The following is a 16426-nucleotide window of genomic DNA, read 5'->3' as shown; positions in this document are numbered from 1 at the left end:
CTGTCCGGCCGTCGGGAAACGCGACCGGGAAATCCGTGTCGCTTGCTGATCAACCTGCGGATTGCTGCAAATAGGCGGGATTGGCGACCGCCAGCCGGGCGATCACGCCCAGGTGGATTGCGTTGACGACCTCGGGGTCGTGGCTATCGATCGAACCCTGTCGGAGCGCCTCGGCGAGTTCCCTGTCGTTCGCGCAGCCCAGCAATGAAAGCTGCTTCTGCCACGGCGCTTTCGTAGGTATATCCCGAATTTCGCGACGAACGATGGTGACCGCGTTCGCGGCGACCTTCGCCAGAAACCGCAGGCGGGCTTCGCTATTGGGTGCGACCTGATTGGTGAGGAAGTCGTGGACGGCCTCGAGCAGTTCGTCCGCATCCGGGCGGTCACCGTCCACATCGAACTCGCCGTCCCGTGGGGTCGTCAGGATGTCGAGCGTGGTGGCCGGCTCGGTCAAACGCAGAGCCAGCAGGACGTCGTGTTCCTGCTCACAGACCCGGCGTCCGAGCACCGCGTATTCGATCGACCGGTCGTCGCCGGAGAAGAATCGCTCAGCCTGGAGTCGGCATAATACCGCCCATCGGACGGTGCCGAAGACCTCCCACCAGTGAAGCTCGTCGTCGTCCGGCAGGATCCCTGATGCTTCGGCGTATGCCGCGAGCAGGTCCTGTCGTGAGCCGAACCCGCCCACGGGATGGGCGCTGCCGAAGCGCCAAGCCTTGACACACAACCAGCCCAGATCTTCGATCGGGTTGCCGAGGTGCACAAGTTCCCAATCGAGCACTGCGCGTACGCCTTCCGGGCCGACGATCAGGTTGCCGTTACGGAAATCGCCGTGCACGACGGCGGCGGCACGCTCCGGAGGGCGGTGCTGTTCCAGCCATTGCAGGCCCAGTTCGATAGCGGGGCGTGGCTCGTCGAAGCCGCGGTAGATCGTCACCAGTTGCCGGAGCGGATCCTCGGTGGATAGCTCAGGAACTGAATCTGGTGGGATCGAATGGATTCGGCCCAGTATTTGTCCGAGTTGTGCGGGCAGGGCGGGACGCACTGCCGCGTACTGGTCGTCACGGAGGAGGCGACGTGGAAGGGTTTCGCCGTCGACGCGTTCCATGAGGATGTATGCCCGAGGTACAGCGGCATCGCTGCCTCGGCCGTCTCCATGGTCGATTACACGGGGGACTGGTACGCCAGCGGCTGCCGCGGCGGCAAGCACCCGAGCTTCGCGTGCCATTTGTTCGGGATCGGGCCGTCCAGGCGAGTCGCAGCGCAGCACGAGGGGCCTGGACTGTTCTCCTGCCGGAGTCGCATCCAGCGACCACGTGTGTCGACTGGCGCCGCCGGACAATCGATTCAACCCGTGAACGATACTGGGCCTGCCCCAGATCGTGGAAAGGCGTGACCGCAGGCTGAGCGTCAACTCGTCGGCTTCGTGGCTCATGGCTGCTCGACCTGTCCACCTCGGTATCCCACCGCGTTCCGGGAGATTACCTGGTACTGGACTATCAGTTCATCGGCATCGAGTCGACCGCCGGCGCGGAACCAGCTGGCGACCGAAGTGCAAGCTGTGACAACGTACTTCGCCGTCACTGCTGGGTCCGGTGTGACGAACAGGCCGTTCTTCAGGCCATCGGCGATGACGCGCTCGAACATTCGCTGTTGCGTGTCACGCTTGGCGACGACGACCGCCAACCGCGCGGGTTCCAGGCTGCGGAGTTCGGTGTTGCCGATATAGCTCCACGGTCCATACCCGGTATGGGCTCGCACATGCGCGGCAACCAGCGCGTCCAGCCGGGAGACAGGGTCGGCAGGTGCGTCGTAGAGGGCCTGCTCGCTCACGGTGAGCAGGCCATCCATCCCGCGGTTGATGATCACCTCCAGCAAGCCCTGCTTGGACTCGAAGTGGTTATAGATCGAACCGGCGCTGACGCTCGCCGCCTGCGCGATATCGCGAACGGACGTGCCGTGGTAGCCGCGTGTCGCGATCACCTCGATGGCAGTTTCCAGGATTCGTGCCGCGGTGGGGTCGTCGTCCACCTGGACAGGCTGATACTCGACCGAAGCTCTGAACATTCGTTCACGCTAGCAAGGTTGGAGTAGCGCGGCAATGGGCAATCAACTGCCCTTACCTCTTGATTTCGTGACTCTGCGGTGGTTCTCTCGCTCTGAACGATTGTTCAGAGCAAGGAGAGCTTGTGTCCACAACCCACACCGATCCTTCGATCAGCGAAGCGACGAAGTCCCTGCTACGCAGCCTCGACGAGTTCATCGAAGGCGAGATCGAGCCCCTGCAGCGGCAGGACGACAACGTTCGGTTCTTCGATCACCGCCGGGAATGGGCGCGCACGGACTTCGACCACGGCGGTTTGCCGCGCCAGGACTGGCAGGACCTGTTGCGTGAGATGAAGCGCCGCGCAGACAAGGCCGGGTTCTACCGCCATGACCTGCCCATCGAACTCGGGGGCAATGACGCGACGAGCCTCGAAATGTCCATCATCCGCGAGCATTTGGCGCGGCGCGGTCTAGGACTTCACAACGACCTACAGGACGAGTCGTCGATCGTTGGCAACCACCCTACGGTGCGCCTGGTCTGGACTTTCGGTACTGACGAGCAGAAGGACGAACTCTGCGAGTCGGGCATCGTCGGTAACGGAGGTCTCGCATTCGGGCTGACCGAGCCGGGACACGGTAGTGATGCGACATGGATGGAAACCCGAGCAGAGCAGCGCGGCGGCGACTGGGTCATCAACGGGGGCAAGCGCTGGAACTCCGGCCTGCACGCCGCCTCACACGATCTGGTGTTCGCGCGCACCTCGGGAGCGGATGGCAACGCGCGGGGGATCACCGCGTTCATCGTTCCGGTGAACACTCCAGGGTTCCGGATCGACGGCTACCGCTGGACGTTCAACATGCCCACCGATCACGCCGATGTGACCTTCGAGAACGTCGTCGTCAGTAACTCGGCGATCCTTGGTGTGGAGGGCGAAGGGCTGGTGATCGCGCAGCAGTTCGTCCACGAAAACCGTATTCGCCAGGCTGCCTCGAGCCTCGGTGCCGGCGAGCACTGCATCGACCTGTCGGTCGAATATGCGCGAGCACGTGTGACTTTCGGCGAACCACTGGCCCGCCGCCAGGCGGTCCAGTGGCCCCTGGTCGAACTGGCCACCGAAGCGGAAATGCTGCGCGCGCTGATCCGAAAGACCGCGGGTGAACTCGATACTCGTGACCACCTCGAGATCAGCGACCGGGTGGCGATGTGCAACTACCGAGCCAACCGCTTCTGCTGCGAGGCCGCCGACCGGGCGATGCAGGTGCACGGTGGCATCGGCTACAGCCGCCACCTGCCGTTCGAGCACATCTACCGACACCATCGTCGATATCGCATCACCGAGGGCTCCGAGGAGATCCAGATGCGGAAGGTCGCGGGCTACCTGTTCGGCTTCGCAGGTGCCGGCAAGTACTGAATTCCCTTGGGCGAGAGGAAAGTCGAACCATGAACGTCGTTCATACAGAGCGAATGACCATCAGTGATCAACTGGCGCGTCACGCGGGAAAGATCCCCGATCGGGTGGCTGTGCGGTTTCTGGCTCCGGGCGGCACGCGTGATCGCACCTACGCCGAACTTGACGAGCGGGTCGGCAGGCTGGCGAATGCATTGCTGGAGCGTGGGGTTCAGCCGGGCGATCGAGTTGCGGTCCTGACACTCAACAACATCGAGGCGCTCGAGGCGTACTTCGCGTCCGCCCGTGTCGGGGCCGTCATCGTCACAGTCAACTTCCGGTTGGTGGCTGACGAGGTGGCGTACATCCTCGAAGACAGCGGTGCCTCGGTGGTTGTCGTCGATGAATCGCTCGCGCCAGTCGTCGCCAAGGTGTACGGCAGAATCCCGTCACTGCGCCATTGTCTCGTGGTGGGCACACCGAGTGCTGAAACTGGTTGGGAGGCTTACGGGGACGTGCTTGATGCCGCGCCATCGAACGAGGTGCGGATCGATGTGGAGGAACATTCTCCAGCGTTCATCATCTATACCTCTGGTACTACTGGTCGGCCGAAGGGGGCTGTACTCACGCACCAAGGCTTATTCGTCATCGCGACCGGCTTGCTGATCCATCTGGGAGTGCCGACCGACGCGCGCGTGTGGCTGGTTGCCTTGCCCCTGTTTCATATTGCGGCCGTGGCCGGCATCCTGCCGTCCATTCTGCGTGGTGATCGGCTCGTCCTGGCACCGATGAGTGCGTTCGATGCTGTGGGCACCGTCGAGGTGCTCGAACGGGAAGCTATCAACGTGTGCTTCTTCGTTCCGGCCCAGTGGCAGCAGATCTGCGACGCCTCCGATATCGCGAACCGGGACCTGTCAGCACTTCGAGTGATGGCGTGGGGAGCCGGTCCTGCCACCCCGGCATTGTTGCGAAGGATCATGGATGCCTTCCCGGATGCATTGCTGTACAGCGCTTTCGGGATGACGGAGACTACAGGGACGACCACGGTGCTGATGGGGGAGGACGCGGTGGTGAAGATCGGATCCGTGGGGACCCCCATGCTCAATGTCGAAGTGCGTGTTGTTGATCCGGATATGCGGGATGTAGCGGTCGGCGAGGTCGGGGAAATCGTCTACCGCGGACCGACCGTGATGAAGGAGTACTGGAACAATCCCGAGGCGACACTGGCGGCATTCGAAGGCGGCTGGTTCCACTCAGGAGACCTGGTGCGCCAGGATGCGGACGGCTATATCTACGTGGTCGACAGGCTTAAGGACATGATCATTTCGGGCGGGGAGAACATCTATTCCGCCGAAGTCGAGAACGCGATCGCCGAACATCCGAAGGTCGCTGAAGTCGCCGTGATCGGCGTGCCGGACGAGAAGTGGGGAGAGGTCCCTCTCGCCGTCGTCGTGGCGCGTGAACCGGACGCGCCGCCCACCGCTGCGGAGATCGAGCAGTGGTGCCGCGACCGCCTGGCCGGCTACAAGGTTCCGAGACGGACATCGGTGGTCGGTTCGCTGCCGCGCAACGCCAGCGGCAAGGTCCTCAAGAACCAGCTTCGGGCTCAGGTTCAAAGTTCCTGCGCACCATAATCCTTGGTGCCCGCCGAGCCTGGCGAGTTCGAGTACGGGGTCCAGAAGAACATCCCGGGCCTGAACCCCGATCTCGTCAGGTTATTCGGTCCAAAGGGAGTCGATAGCTGTTGCAGTGGTCGGCGGAGGTGTCGGGATCCCGCCAGGGGTACGTGAGAACCTGGGGGCTGGGGCGTGCTGAACGACGCCGTCTATCTCGATCAAGCCGTCACGGGCAACGATGTGGGCGTTCTGCTCGGCTTCGGTCAGCGTGAGAACCGGGGTACAGCAGGCGTCGGTGCCGTCGAAGATCGCAGCCCATTCGTCGCGGGTCTTGGTCTTGAACGTCTCGGTGAACTGCTTGCGCAGCTCGTTCTGGCTCCCCGGTTCGGTCTGTGGGGGCAGGCTATCGGCGTCGATCTGCAGGCCCCGCAACAACTCTGCGTAGAACTGCGGTTCGATCGCGCCGATCGCCATGTACTTGCCGTCGGAGGTCTCGTAAGTGTCGTAGAAGGCCATGCCGGTGTCGAGCAGGTTGGTGCCCCGCTCATCCGACCACCCGCCCATGCCCTTCATGCCCCAGATGATGTGCGAGAGAGCGAGTGCTCCATCGATCATCGCGGCGTCGATCACCTGCCCCTTGCCCGAGTTCTGCCGTTCCACCAGCGCGGCGAGAATGCCGAAGACCAGGAACATGGAGCCGCCACCGAAGTCGCCGACCATGTTCAGCGGCGGCACCGGGCGTTCGCCCTTGCGGCCGATGGCATTCAGCACGCCGGTCAGCGAGATGTAGTTGATGTCGTGCCCGGCGCGGTCGGCCATTGGGCCGTACTGGCCCCAGCCGGTCATGCGGCCGTAGACCAGGCGCGGATTGCGTTCCAGCGCCGTGTCGGGACCCAGTCCCATGCGCTCGGTGACGCCGGGCCGGAAGCCCTCGATGAGCACGTCGGCCTTCTCGATGAGTCCGAGCACCTTCTCGATATCGGCCGGATCCTTCAGATTGGCCTCGACGATGGTGCGGCCGCGCCACTGCGGGCGTTCCATGAATCCGGGGAACTGTCCCGGCCGCTGCACCCGCACCACGTCCGCGCCCAGATCGGCCAGCAGCAACGCGGCGTGTGGCGCAGGCCCGATGCCGGCCAGTTCAACAACCCGGATGCCCTGGAGTGGGCCTTGATTTGGGGTGGATGACGTACTCACGGCTGCCCTCAGCTCTCGCTTCATTCAATTAATAGAGTGAGCAATCAATATAATAGAGGGTGCGGCGGGTCTGCATCGAGGCGGCACTATTGTCCAGAAGTCAGTAGTGTGGTCGGATCCTGGGGCGACGCGCAGTTGGGTCTTGCGTTGCGGCGTGCTCGAACTCTGCTGTAGGGGAAGGGCTTTGGTGGATCAATGTTTCGCCGCCGAGGATGGTGGTCGTTGCGGGGTGACGTTGATGCCTGGAGATGGGGTGGCGTGCTGTGGCGTGGTGGAACCTGTGGTCATAGGGGCGTGTGATCCCCGGGTGTCGACCGTTGAGTAACTGTCTATATGTCAGTACACTTTCCCTGTGACCTAGGTCATATTTGCTGGTTGGGTGCTGGCCGCCGATCGCTGTTCGGGTGACCTGTCGGCACGCCTGGCCGAAGGAAGGAAATCAGTGCAGCACGAACAGAAAGGCCCCGTCGGGGCGCACGAGGTCGACGCGGTAGTCGTCGGTGGCGGCATGTCGGGGATCCGGCTCACGATCGCCCTGAAGAAGCAGGGACTCCATCGCATTGCGCTTCTGGAGAAGGGGGAGCATCTCGGCGGAGTCTGGAACCACAATCGCTATCCAGGAGTCGCCTGCGATGTGCCTTCGCCGACGTACTGCTTCGGATTCGCTCTCAACGACTGGAGTCGCCTCTACCCGCCGGGCGCAGAGATCCGAGACTACTTCGAACGTATCGCGATCGAGAACGACGTCGTCCGGCACGTGCGGTTCGGAACCGAGCTCATCGACGCGGCATGGGACGACAGCGCGAAAAAGTGGCTGTGCCAGACGAACAAAGGACATTTCCGGGCTCAGTTCCTCATCCTGGCATCGGGAGTATTCAGCCGAGAGTCCGTGCCGAAGATCCCTGGTGCCGAAAAATTCACCGGTCAGTCGTTCCACTCGATGGATTGGCCGACGGACTTCGATCCGGCTGGTCGGAGAATCGCGGTCGTGGGAACCGGTGCGTCCGCGATCCAGTTTGTTCCGCAGATTCAGCCCCAGGTTGAGCGACTCGTCGTGCTGCAACGCACACCTCCGTGGATCGTCCCGAAGCCGAATCCCGAGAACAAGCCGGTGAGCCGTCGCCGGGCGCAACTGCGGCAGCGGATACTGCGCGCGTTCATCTACTCGATCCTCGAGATGGTGGTCTACACGGTCAAATATCCACGGTTGGCCGCATTGCCTCAGTGGGCAGCGCAAAATCACCTGAACAAGCAGGTATCGGATCCGGAACTTCGGAAGGCCCTCACACCCGACTACAAGGCTGGATGTAAGCGTCTCCTCCTTTCCAGCGACTACTATCCCGCGATCGTGAGTTCCAACGTCGACTATGTACCGTCCGCGCTGCGTGAGATCCGCGAGAACACGGTGGTGGCAACGGACGGACGCGAATTCGAGGTCGACACCATCATCTGGGGCACAGGATTCGATTTCGGTATGCGGGTTTTCGAGCGGGTCCGTGGCCGTGACGGGCGCACGCTGGCGGAGCGGTTCGCGGGCACGCCGCGTACCTACCGCGGCACAACGGTCGTGGGGTGTCCCAACCTGTTTGCAATCGCCGGCCACAATGCCGGTACCGCCTCCGTACCGATCGGTGTCGAGGCCCAGGCCGAGTACGTGGCCTCCGCGGTTCGTACGATGCGGGCGCGGGGCTTCGAGACCGTCGAGCCCCGACACGATGCGGAGGAAACGTGGGTGCGCCGCAAGGATTCGGAGCTGGCTGGTTGGATCTTCAACGTCGGTGGGTGTAACTCCTACTACCTCAACGACAAGGGCGTGAACGTAGCAGCCTGGCCGGGTCGTCCCAGCCAAATGGTTCGGGCCCTACGGTCATTCGACATCGAAAACTACGTTGCGAGCTAACGGCTTCTGACCGCCTGGACGACGATGGCCATCTGCGGTCCGGCATCGGCAATAAGCTGTGAGAGCCCGTTTTCGTTGCACAGCGTCAGCGGACCCGCTGCTGACGCTATGGCCTCATCTGGTTGATTGGTGGCCCACAAACAGCAGGCATGCAGCAACTGCCGTCGGATCAGTGCGTGCGGACGTTGCGGGGGTGTGATTCCCTGGACCAGGCTGGCTGAGCGCGCGCATGCCTTCTCGGCCGCGCCACGGGTGTTCTCACCGAGCAGTAGCCGAATGGCGGAGTCCTGATCGAGCTCGGCGATCTGGTCGTCGATCCGATTGCCCCATTGGTGATACAGCGGCAGATACAGCAGCCTCTCGCGGACGGCGGCGGAGATGGGGAGTCCCAGTCGAATTCGTTCGTTGAAAATCCGTGCCGAAAGCCGGGGGAGTGATCGATCGATCGCCAACCGCTCGCCGGCCGTGAGTCGAGCTTCTGCCGACTCGAGGTCGCCACGCAGTCCAAGTAATCGTGCTCCGGTGCAGTAGGTTTCGAGTAGGAAGTCGACCGGCCCACCTTGAAGCTCGAGGTGTGCTGAGGCGTCCAGTAATTCTTGCGCCTCGGCCCAGTGGCCTTGTTCGTAGCGAAGCCCGCCCAGGAGCGCGCCGGACAGTATTGATGAGTACGTCGATTTCCCTGCCCGCAGTGACACTGTCACTGCCGCACCGAGGTACTCCTCGGCTGCACCGATATCGAGCCGCTCCCAAGCAGCCAACCCGGCCAGCGCATGACTGAACATCAGAGTAAACGGGCCATGGTGACGACCGTGCCGCACCGCGGCCGAGAACCAGAGGTCCGCCGCGTCGAAATCGAACCGGTGCGAGGCGTCGATTGCTGCCAGGTTCGCGCGGCTGATCGCTCCGAATGAGCCCGTGGCGTCTTCGAGATGGCCGGTCACAAGGTCAGAAAGCCCAGTGAAACGGTCGTCGAGATAGTCCTGGATGGACGTCACAATAGCCGTTTCCACTCGAAGGCTCGTCGCCTCAGACTCCGCGAGGTGATTGGCATCGAGCGTGGTAACAGCTTTTTGCACAGCGGTTTTTGTGGCCGAACGGCGCTGGAGTCCGATGTTTGCCCAGGCCACACAGAGCTGCAGGCGAGGGCGGACATCGGTCAGGTTGCCGGGGAGTTTGGCGACCAGGCCAAGGAACGTCGCCATGCGCGAATTCTCGATCAAGTCCGTGGCGCGGACCTCCAAGAGGTCCACCGCACGCTGTGGATCGCCACTGGCCAGCGCACTATCGATGGCGTCCCCGAGCATTTGGTGCTCGGCGAACCAGTCGCTGGCCAAGCGATGCAGATCGGTCAGCCGGGCCGGGTCCTGGCGGATGAGCCGCCGCCGCAGATAGTCGGCGAACAATCGGTGGTAGCGAAACCATTCGGAGTCGTCATCCATCCGTTCCAGGAACAGATTCCGGTCGGCGACCTGGTCGAGTAACTCATGGCTGTCGGAGCGACCGGTGAGCACTACTGCGAGGTCGGCGCATGTACGCTCCGTGACCGAGGTCGCCAAAAGGAAATCGAGCAGGTCCGGCGCGAGAGCGTCGAGGACATTCTCGGCCAGATATTCCGCGATGGCGTGGTGGCGCCCGGTGAGTTTGTCGATGAAGTCGCCCGGATCGGTGCGTCCGCGCAGCGACAGGGAGACCAACTGCAGCGCGGCCGGCCAGCCTTCGGTGGATTCTTGGAGTCGGCGGACATCGCTGTCGGTCAAACTTAGTGCGTTGGTGTCGACGAGGAATGAACTGGCCTCTTCGCGATCGAATCGCAGTGCTGTGACATCGATTTCGACCAGTTCGTCCTGGACGAGCAAGCGGGCCAACGGCAGGCCTGTGCGCATCCGGCTAGCGACCACGAGGCGCAGGTGATGACATCCGTGCTCGAGCAGGAAATCCAGCGCCGCGATCGCCGATCGGCTCGTGACCTGGTGCCAATCGTCGACCACAAGCACCATGGTCTTTGCGCTGCTGTGGATCTCATCGATCAACGTGGACAGGACATACCGGACCGTGTCGGACGATCGCTCTTCGAGAAGTGTTCCGAGCTCGCCTGCCAGCTCCGGCCGGACTCTTCTGATCGCGTCGACCAGGTGCGCAAGCAGCCAGACAGCGTTGTTGTCGTCGGGGTCGGCGGTCATCCATGCGACGGCCAGTCCTTCGTCTTCCAGGTGATGCGCCCACTGCGCGGCCAATGTGGTCTTGCCGAATCCCGCAGGGCCGTGGATGAGGGTCAGCCGCCTCTCTCCGCCCTGGCGGAGAAGGTCCAGCAATCGTTCGCGATCGACCAGTGATCGAGGTGGGGACGGTGGCCGGAATTTTGTGGCCGCGATCGGGGGCGGTGTTGGCGTCCGCGAACGTTCGAGCCGACGGAACATAGCCGATGGCGTTGTTGGGGAGGAAGTCTCGTCGTCGGCGAGCGGGACCGCCATGGCGTCCACTGGATGTCCTTGCGCGCGCTGAATTTCCTGCAACAATTCACCGAAGCTCTGCGCTGATTCGGGGCGGTCTTCGGGCTTGGTCGCCATCGCATTCTCGATAGCCGTGCAGACGGCATCTGGGATTCCGTACTCGCGCAGATTCGGGATCGGGGCGGTGGCGATGCGGGCCAGTTGCGCTTCGAGTGGCTCGCCGGTGTGCCGAGCAAAAGCGGCGTGCCCACTGAGCAGGCTGTAGAGGGTTGCACCGAGGCTGTAAACGTCAGCGGCGACTCCCGGGACGGCACCGCCCAAAACCTCGGGGGCTGTGAAGGCCGGCGTGCCGTGGATCATGTGCGCAGAGTTCGTCGTGGGTTCTCCGAAGTGCGCGATGCCGAAATCGGCCAGCTGCGGCTCGCCGTAGTCGGTAAGCAGGATATTGCCGGGCTTGACGTCGCGATGCACGATGCCCACGGCATGCGAGGCTGCCAGTGCCCCCGCCACCCTGACTCCGATTGATAGGACTCTGGGCCACCGCAACGGACCCGAGTTGTGCAGGAGCAGCTCCAATGAACCGCGGGAGTGGAAGGGCATCACGAGATATGGTCGTCCGGTTGCGGTTACATCCACCTGCAGGATTTGGACGATGTGCGGGTGCCCGGACAGACGGCCGAGGGCCTGCTGTTCGTCGACGAAACGTCGGCGCTCATCGCCATGAACCTCGGACATGAGCACCTTGATCGCGACCGATCGCTTCAACGCGTACTCATGGCAGCGGTAGACGACACCGAACCCACCGCGGCCGATCTCAGCAGCTTCGCCGAACCCTGCGATCGCCAGCTCGCTGGCGATCCCGGTCGTCATTTCCCGCTGTGTCGAGTATTCATCCAGTTCGGCCATGCCAGGGCCCCATCAGCTCGGGGTCCGCGACCGGATCCGGAATGAACGAATCGGTTCCGCGGGCTCGTGGCGCGGCTGCCGGGCCCATGCGATCACCTCCGCAACAGCATGCACGACCCGACCCGTCGATCAACGATAGCGCCGAATCGTCCAGCGGTAACCAACGCGTCAGTCCCTTTCTGAGAGGACTTTGGTCGCTTCGGTCCGGCTCAGCGGAACTCGCGACAGGCCACCCCAACATAGTGTGACCACAGCGTCGATGGCATCGTCCTTCGAATTGGTGCGGCCGGTGTCGAGCCAGTATCGAGCCGCGAACTGGCTGGCACCCACCAGCCCCGCGGCCAGCAGTCGCGCCTGGTGGGTGGTCATTGCAGCATCCTGCGCGATGGCTAGGGTGATCGCATCCACGCAGGCGTCGGCGGCCCGTCCTAACCGCCACTGAACCGAGGGTTCCGCGAGAGCGTCCGAGTCGAAAACCAGCCGGAAGCCTTGTGTCTCGCTGTCGAAAAAGTCGAAGTAGGCCCGCACTGCGGTGTGGACGCGATCCCTGCTCGGCGCGGCGGATCGGACAGCGTGGCGCACGTTCTCGGTGAGAGCGTCGATATGCTCTTGCAATACAGCCAAGTACAACTCGAGCTTGCTCGAAAACTGCTTGTACAGAACGGGTTTGCTGAAGCCTGCGCGTTCGGCGATCTCCGACATCGTGGCCGAGTGGTATCCCCTCGCGACGAACACCTCGGTGGCCGCGGCAAGGGCGCATCGTCGACGGAAGTCACGGCGGGCTCTGAAGTTGCGGCCAGCGAGCGCGCCGGAGCCCATCGGTGACCGCTCGTATTCGACAAGTTCTGCGGTCATTTCGACTGCCTCTCATTGCCTCGAGCCGCTGCAGAGAATCCGTCGCGGCTTGGTCCTACCTGCTGTTGTGCGCTTTCCGATCCGCAAAGCGGGGACGGCGTGCTTCGAACGCGGCGTTGACTGCCTCGATCTGGTTCACGCTGCCGACCAATGCGCCGATCGCAACTTGTTCCGCGGCGAAACCGGTTTCGAGATCAACCCGGCCCGCCAGGTCCAGAAGGTGTTTTGCGGCGGCGATCGCGTCGGGATTTTGATTGGCGATCGAGCGCGCGAGCTCGAGCGCCGATGTCCGAGGGTCGGTGCACACCCGCGTGGCGAGGCCAAGCTCGAAGGCTTCGGTGCCACTGAGTACTCGCCCGGAAAACGTTAATTCCTTCGCCACGTCGCGACCGACCAATTCGGGCAACATCTGCGTGCCTGTCATATCTGGTACGAGTCCCCACTTGATCTCTCTGACCGATAGCTTCGCGTCGGGTGCCACGAAGCGAATGTCGGCACCGAGGGCGATCTGCAATCCGCCGCCGAGCGCATGACCGCTGATCGCAGCGATAACAGGCACCGCCAACTCGGTCCAGATGTGGGCCGCTCGCTGGCCAGCCGCCTGAGCTGGCCCCTGTCCGGGAGGAAGCGCGATCGCCCCCGCCCATCCATGGTCGTCACGCATAGCCTCGAAGATTCGGAAGTCCAAACCGGCGCAGAAGTCCGGCCCCTCGCCGGAGAGCACGACCGCACGTAGGCCAGGCTGTTGCTTGAGGTCGTCGCCGACGCGCAATAGTCCGTCGAACATGCCCAGATCCAGGGCGTTTCGCTTGTCCGGTCGGTTCAACCGCACGTCTGCGACGCCGCCGGCGATGTCGACGGTGACCCGCTCCGGCATCAGTTCCTCCTAGGGGTTCGAGTGGCGATGTCGTCTCTCAATTAATAGAGTGAGTATTCAATACAATAACTTGCTGACCTCCGCTCCACCAGGCGTAAGCAGGCCGTTGTGCTGGCTGTTTCATTTCGGTACATCCGAGGCCGCGCAGCGTCCTGAAGTATCTGGGCGGACCGGGCGGTGCCTGGCAAATGATTACCAGTGAGGACCTGAACGAGTGGAGACAGTGAAGAGTGCTGGAGACGGCACTCCGAGCCGGGCGAGAGTCGGCGTCGTTCGTGAGACCGATGCGGAAGAACGCCGAGTTGCCTTGGTGCCGAAGATCATTCCGGCCCTGTTGAAGCAGGGTGTGGAAGTGATCGTCGAGGCCGGTGCCGGTCTGGGCGCATTGATTCCCGACGAGGCGTACACCGAAGCCGGTGCCACGCTGGGAGATCCGTACGCCGCCGATGTGGTCGTCAAGGTCGCTCCCCCGAATGACGCCGAAATCGCCAAGCTGCACTCCGGTCAGACACTGATCGGGTTCCTCGCACCCCGCAACGCCGACACCAAGATCGGTGCTTTGAAGGCCGCGGGCGTGCAAGCCTTTGCGGTGGAAGCGATTCCGCGTATCTCGCGCGCCCAGGTGATGGACGCGCTGTCGTCGCAGGCGAATGTCGCCGGTTACAAGGCCGTGCTGCTCGCCGCCTCCGAATCCACCCGATTCTTCCCCATGCTCACCACCGCCGCCGGAACCGTGAAACCGGCCACCGTGCTGGTCCTCGGCGTCGGTGTCGCGGGACTGCAGTCGCTGGCCACCGCCAAGCGACTCGGTGGGCGCACCACCGGTTACGACGTCCGCCCGGAGGTCGCCGACCAGGTGCGTTCCGTCGGCGCGCAGTGGCTCGACCTCGGCATCGACGCCGCCGGTGAAGGCGGCTACGCCCGTGAGCTTTCCGACGACGAGCGGGCCCAGCAGCAGACCGCGCTGGAGAACGCCATCAAGGGCTTCGACGTGGTCATCACCACCGCGCTGGTGCCCGGCCGTCCGGCCCCGCGCCTGGTCACCGCCGCCGCTGTCGAGGGCATGAAGCCCGGCAGCGTGATCGTGGATATGGCCGGTGAGACCGGCGGCAACTGCGAGTTGACCGAACCCGGGAAAACCGTTGTGCGCCATGGCGTCACCATCGCCTCGCCGCTGAACCTGCCGGCCACCATGCCGGAGCACGCCAGCGAGCTGTACTCCAAGAACGTTGCCGCACTGCTCGAGCTCATGCTGAAAGACGGTGCGCTGGCACCCGATTTCAGTGATCAGGTGCTGGCGGATTCCTGCGTCACGCGTGAGGTGGAAGCCTGATGTACACCCAATTGCTGGCGAATATCGCGATCCTGGTGCTGTCCGGGTTCGTCGGCTTCGCCGTCATCTCCAAGGTCCCCAACACCCTGCACACGCCACTGATGTCGGGCACCAACGCCATTCACGGCATCGTGGTGCTGGGCGCGCTGGTGGTGTTCGGCAAGATCGCGCACCCGTCGGTGCTGATGCAGATCATCCTGTTCGTCGCCGTCGTGTTCGGAACCCTGAACGTCATCGGTGGTTTCGTGGTGACCGACCGCATGCTGGGCATGTTCAAGGCCAAGAAGCCTGCGCAAGAAAAGATCACAGTGGAAGCAGGCAAGTAGCCGATGGACAACCTGGTCAACGTTCTATACGTCGTCGCGTTCGCGCTGTTCATCTACGGTCTGATGGGGCTGACCGGTCCCAAGACCGCGGTGCACGGCAACTGGCTCGCAGCGACCGGCATGGCCCTTGCGGTGGTGGCAACGCTGATCTCGATCCGAGAAACAGCGAACTGGCCGTTGATTATCGGCGGGCTGATAGTTGGTGTGGCCCTGGGTGTTCCGCCCGCGCGGTTCACCAAGATGACTGCCATGCCGCAGCTGGTCGCCGCGTTCAACGGCGTCGGCGGAGGCACGGTTGCCCTCATCGCGTGGGCCGAGTTCATTGAAACGAAGGGCTTCACCCAGTTCGAACACGGTGAATCTCCAACGGTGCATATCGTGATCGCGTCGTTGTTCGCGGCTCTGATCGGCTCCGTGTCGTTCTGGGGCTCGATCGTAGCCTTCGGCAAGCTGCAGGAGATCCTGCCCGGCAAACCGATCGGCGTAGGCAAACTTCAACAGCCGCTGAACATTGTTCTCCTGGCAGGGGCCATCACGGCTGCGGTCGTAATCGGTATCGGTGCGACCACCTCGGGTGCATCTCAGTGGTGGATGGTCGGGCTGCTGCTGCTTGCTGCCGTTCTGGGCCTGATGGTCGTGCTGCCGATCGGTGGCGCGGACATGCCCGTCGTCATCTCGCTGCTCAACGCCCTCACCGGTTTGTCCGCTGCCGCAGCGGGTTTGGCGCTGGACAACACCGCCATGATCGTGGCGGGCATGATCGTCGGCGCGTCCGGCACCATCCTCACCAACCTCATGGCCAAGGCCATGAACCGCTCCATCCCCGCCATCGTCGCGGGCGGATTCGGCGGGGGTTCAACGGCTCCCGGCGCTTCGGGCAGCGGTGAGCAGAAGCAGGCCAAGGCGACCTCGGCCGCCGACGCCGCCATCCAGATGGCCTACGCCAACCAGGTCATCGTGGTCCCCGGCTACGGCATGGCCGTCGCCCAGGCCCAGCACGCGGTCAAGGAAATGGCGGCCCTGCTCGAGGCCAAGGGCGTCGAGGTCAAGTACGCCATCCACCCGGTCGCCGGTCGCATGCCCGGCCACATGAACGTGCTGCTGGCCGAGGCCGAGGTCTCCTACGACGCCATGAAGGAAATGGACGACATCAACGGCGAATTCGCCCGCACGGACGTGGCTCTGGTCATCGGCGCCAACGACGTCACCAACCCCGCCGCCCGCGAGGACACGAGCTCTCCGATCTACGGCATGCCCGTCCTCGATGTCGACCGCGCCAAGTCGGTCATCGTGCTGAAGCGGTCGATGAACTCCGGCTTCGCCGGCATCGACAACCCGCTGTTCTACGCCGACACCACCTCCATGCTGTTCGGCGACGCCAAGAAGTCCGTCGGTGCGGTCACCGAGGAACTCAAGGCTCTCTGAACTCTCAAAAGCCCGCGCCACCCAACCCCACACCCCCGTCCGGTGGCGCGACGTGGGGGCAACGCCCGACACAAACAACAACGGGAAGCGCGTGGAGAAAGACCCCC

Annotated in this window: 12 protein-coding genes; 6 read left to right on the top strand and 6 right to left on the bottom strand. The window is 63.4% G+C overall.

Annotated features, from left to right (window positions below; all coding sequences use genetic code 11):
- Positions 1 to 49: 49 nt before the first annotated feature.
- Positions 50 to 1435, bottom strand: a complete 1386-nt coding sequence (locus ACFXHA_RS05850) for a phosphotransferase family protein (RefSeq protein WP_379353328.1) — start codon at positions 1433 to 1435, stop codon at positions 50 to 52.
- Positions 1432 to 2031 (bottom strand): TetR family transcriptional regulator, encoded by a 600-nt coding sequence (locus tag ACFXHA_RS05845; protein ID WP_379353326.1) that lies wholly within the window; start codon positions 2029 to 2031, stop codon positions 1432 to 1434. The genes ACFXHA_RS05850 and ACFXHA_RS05845 overlap by 4 nt, the downstream gene beginning before the upstream one ends.
- Before the next feature lie 158 nt (positions 2032 to 2189).
- Here ACFXHA_RS05845 and ACFXHA_RS05840 point away from each other — a divergent pair, with 158 nt between their 5' ends.
- Both ACFXHA_RS05840 and ACFXHA_RS05835 read left to right on the top strand, forming a co-directional pair.
- Positions 2190 to 3458, top strand: a complete 1269-nt coding sequence (locus tag ACFXHA_RS05840) for an acyl-CoA dehydrogenase family protein (protein ID WP_379353325.1) — start codon at positions 2190 to 2192, stop codon at positions 3456 to 3458.
- Positions 3459 to 3511: 53 nt separating this feature from the next.
- Complete coding sequence (locus ACFXHA_RS05835; RefSeq protein ID WP_379353323.1) at positions 3512 to 5068, top strand: long-chain-fatty-acid--CoA ligase; 1557 nt, start codon at positions 3512 to 3514, stop codon at positions 5066 to 5068.
- Positions 5069 to 5149: 81 nt separating this feature from the next.
- Here the strand turns inward: ACFXHA_RS05835 and ACFXHA_RS05830 are convergent, their stop codons facing one another.
- Entirely contained in the window at positions 5150 to 6247 is a 1098-nt protein-coding gene (locus ACFXHA_RS05830; RefSeq protein ID WP_379353321.1) for a CaiB/BaiF CoA transferase family protein, read from the bottom strand.
- 379 nt (positions 6248 to 6626) lie between these two features.
- On the opposite strand from ACFXHA_RS05830, the gene ACFXHA_RS05825 reads away from it, so the two are divergent.
- Positions 6627 to 8147, top strand: coding sequence for a flavin-containing monooxygenase (locus tag ACFXHA_RS05825; RefSeq protein ID WP_379353319.1), 1521 nt, complete (start codon positions 6627 to 6629; stop codon positions 8145 to 8147).
- Here ACFXHA_RS05825 and ACFXHA_RS05820 read toward each other — a convergent pair.
- The 3 genes from ACFXHA_RS05820 to ACFXHA_RS05810 form a co-directional block, all read right to left on the bottom strand.
- On the bottom strand, positions 8144 to 11503 hold the full coding sequence (locus ACFXHA_RS05820) for a protein kinase (RefSeq protein WP_379353317.1): 3360 nt from the start codon (positions 11501 to 11503) through the stop codon (positions 8144 to 8146). The genes ACFXHA_RS05825 and ACFXHA_RS05820 overlap by 4 nt on opposite strands.
- A 168-nt stretch (positions 11504 to 11671) precedes the next feature.
- A complete protein-coding gene (locus ACFXHA_RS05815; RefSeq protein WP_379353315.1) occupies positions 11672 to 12358 on the bottom strand; it encodes a TetR/AcrR family transcriptional regulator in 687 nt (228 codons plus the stop codon).
- Positions 12359 to 12413: 55 nt separating this feature from the next.
- Entirely contained in the window at positions 12414 to 13235 is an 822-nt protein-coding gene (locus tag ACFXHA_RS05810) for a crotonase/enoyl-CoA hydratase family protein (protein ID WP_379353313.1), read from the bottom strand.
- Between the two features lie 214 nt (positions 13236 to 13449).
- On the opposite strand from ACFXHA_RS05810, the gene ACFXHA_RS05805 reads away from it, so the two are divergent.
- The 3 genes from ACFXHA_RS05805 to ACFXHA_RS05795 are packed head-to-tail and all read left to right on the top strand — an operon-like array spanning position 13450 to position 16319.
- Entirely contained in the window at positions 13450 to 14568 is a 1119-nt protein-coding gene (locus ACFXHA_RS05805; RefSeq protein ID WP_379353311.1) for a Re/Si-specific NAD(P)(+) transhydrogenase subunit alpha, read from the top strand.
- Positions 14568 to 14894: an NAD(P) transhydrogenase subunit alpha gene (locus ACFXHA_RS05800; RefSeq protein WP_379353309.1), complete on the top strand. Its 327-nt coding sequence runs from the start codon at positions 14568 to 14570 to the stop codon at positions 14892 to 14894. The genes ACFXHA_RS05805 and ACFXHA_RS05800 overlap by 1 nt, the downstream gene beginning before the upstream one ends.
- A 3-nt stretch (positions 14895 to 14897) precedes the next feature.
- On the top strand, positions 14898 to 16319 hold the full coding sequence (locus tag ACFXHA_RS05795) for an NAD(P)(+) transhydrogenase (Re/Si-specific) subunit beta (protein ID WP_379353307.1): 1422 nt from the start codon (positions 14898 to 14900) through the stop codon (positions 16317 to 16319).
- The last annotated feature ends 107 nt before the right edge of the window (positions 16320 to 16426 follow it).

The organism is Nocardia sp. NPDC059240, from assembly GCF_042753865.1.
Classification (GTDB): domain Bacteria; phylum Actinomycetota; class Actinomycetes; order Mycobacteriales; family Mycobacteriaceae; genus Nocardia.
This window is presented reverse-complemented; position numbering and strand designations above follow the sequence as displayed.

Excerpts from the sequence above, each read along its gene's own strand:
- ACFXHA_RS05850 (WP_379353328.1), bottom strand. The coding sequence starts at position 1,435 with ATGAGCCACGAAGCCGACGAGTTGACGCTCAGCCTGCGGTCACGCCTT.
- ACFXHA_RS05835 (WP_379353323.1), top strand. The coding sequence starts at position 3,512 with ATGACCATCAGTGATCAACTGGCGCGTCACGCGGGAAAGATCCCCGAT.
- ACFXHA_RS05820 (WP_379353317.1), bottom strand. The coding sequence starts at position 11,503 with ATGGCCGAACTGGATGAATACTCGACACAGCGGGAAATGACGACCGGG.
- ACFXHA_RS05815 (WP_379353315.1), bottom strand. The coding sequence starts at position 12,358 with ATGACCGCAGAACTTGTCGAATACGAGCGGTCACCGATGGGCTCCGGC.
- ACFXHA_RS05810 (WP_379353313.1), bottom strand. The coding sequence starts at position 13,235 with ATGCCGGAGCGGGTCACCGTCGACATCGCCGGCGGCGTCGCAGACGTG.
- ACFXHA_RS05800 (WP_379353309.1), top strand. The coding sequence starts at position 14,568 with ATGTACACCCAATTGCTGGCGAATATCGCGATCCTGGTGCTGTCCGGG.
- ACFXHA_RS05795 (WP_379353307.1), top strand. The coding sequence starts at position 14,898 with ATGGACAACCTGGTCAACGTTCTATACGTCGTCGCGTTCGCGCTGTTC.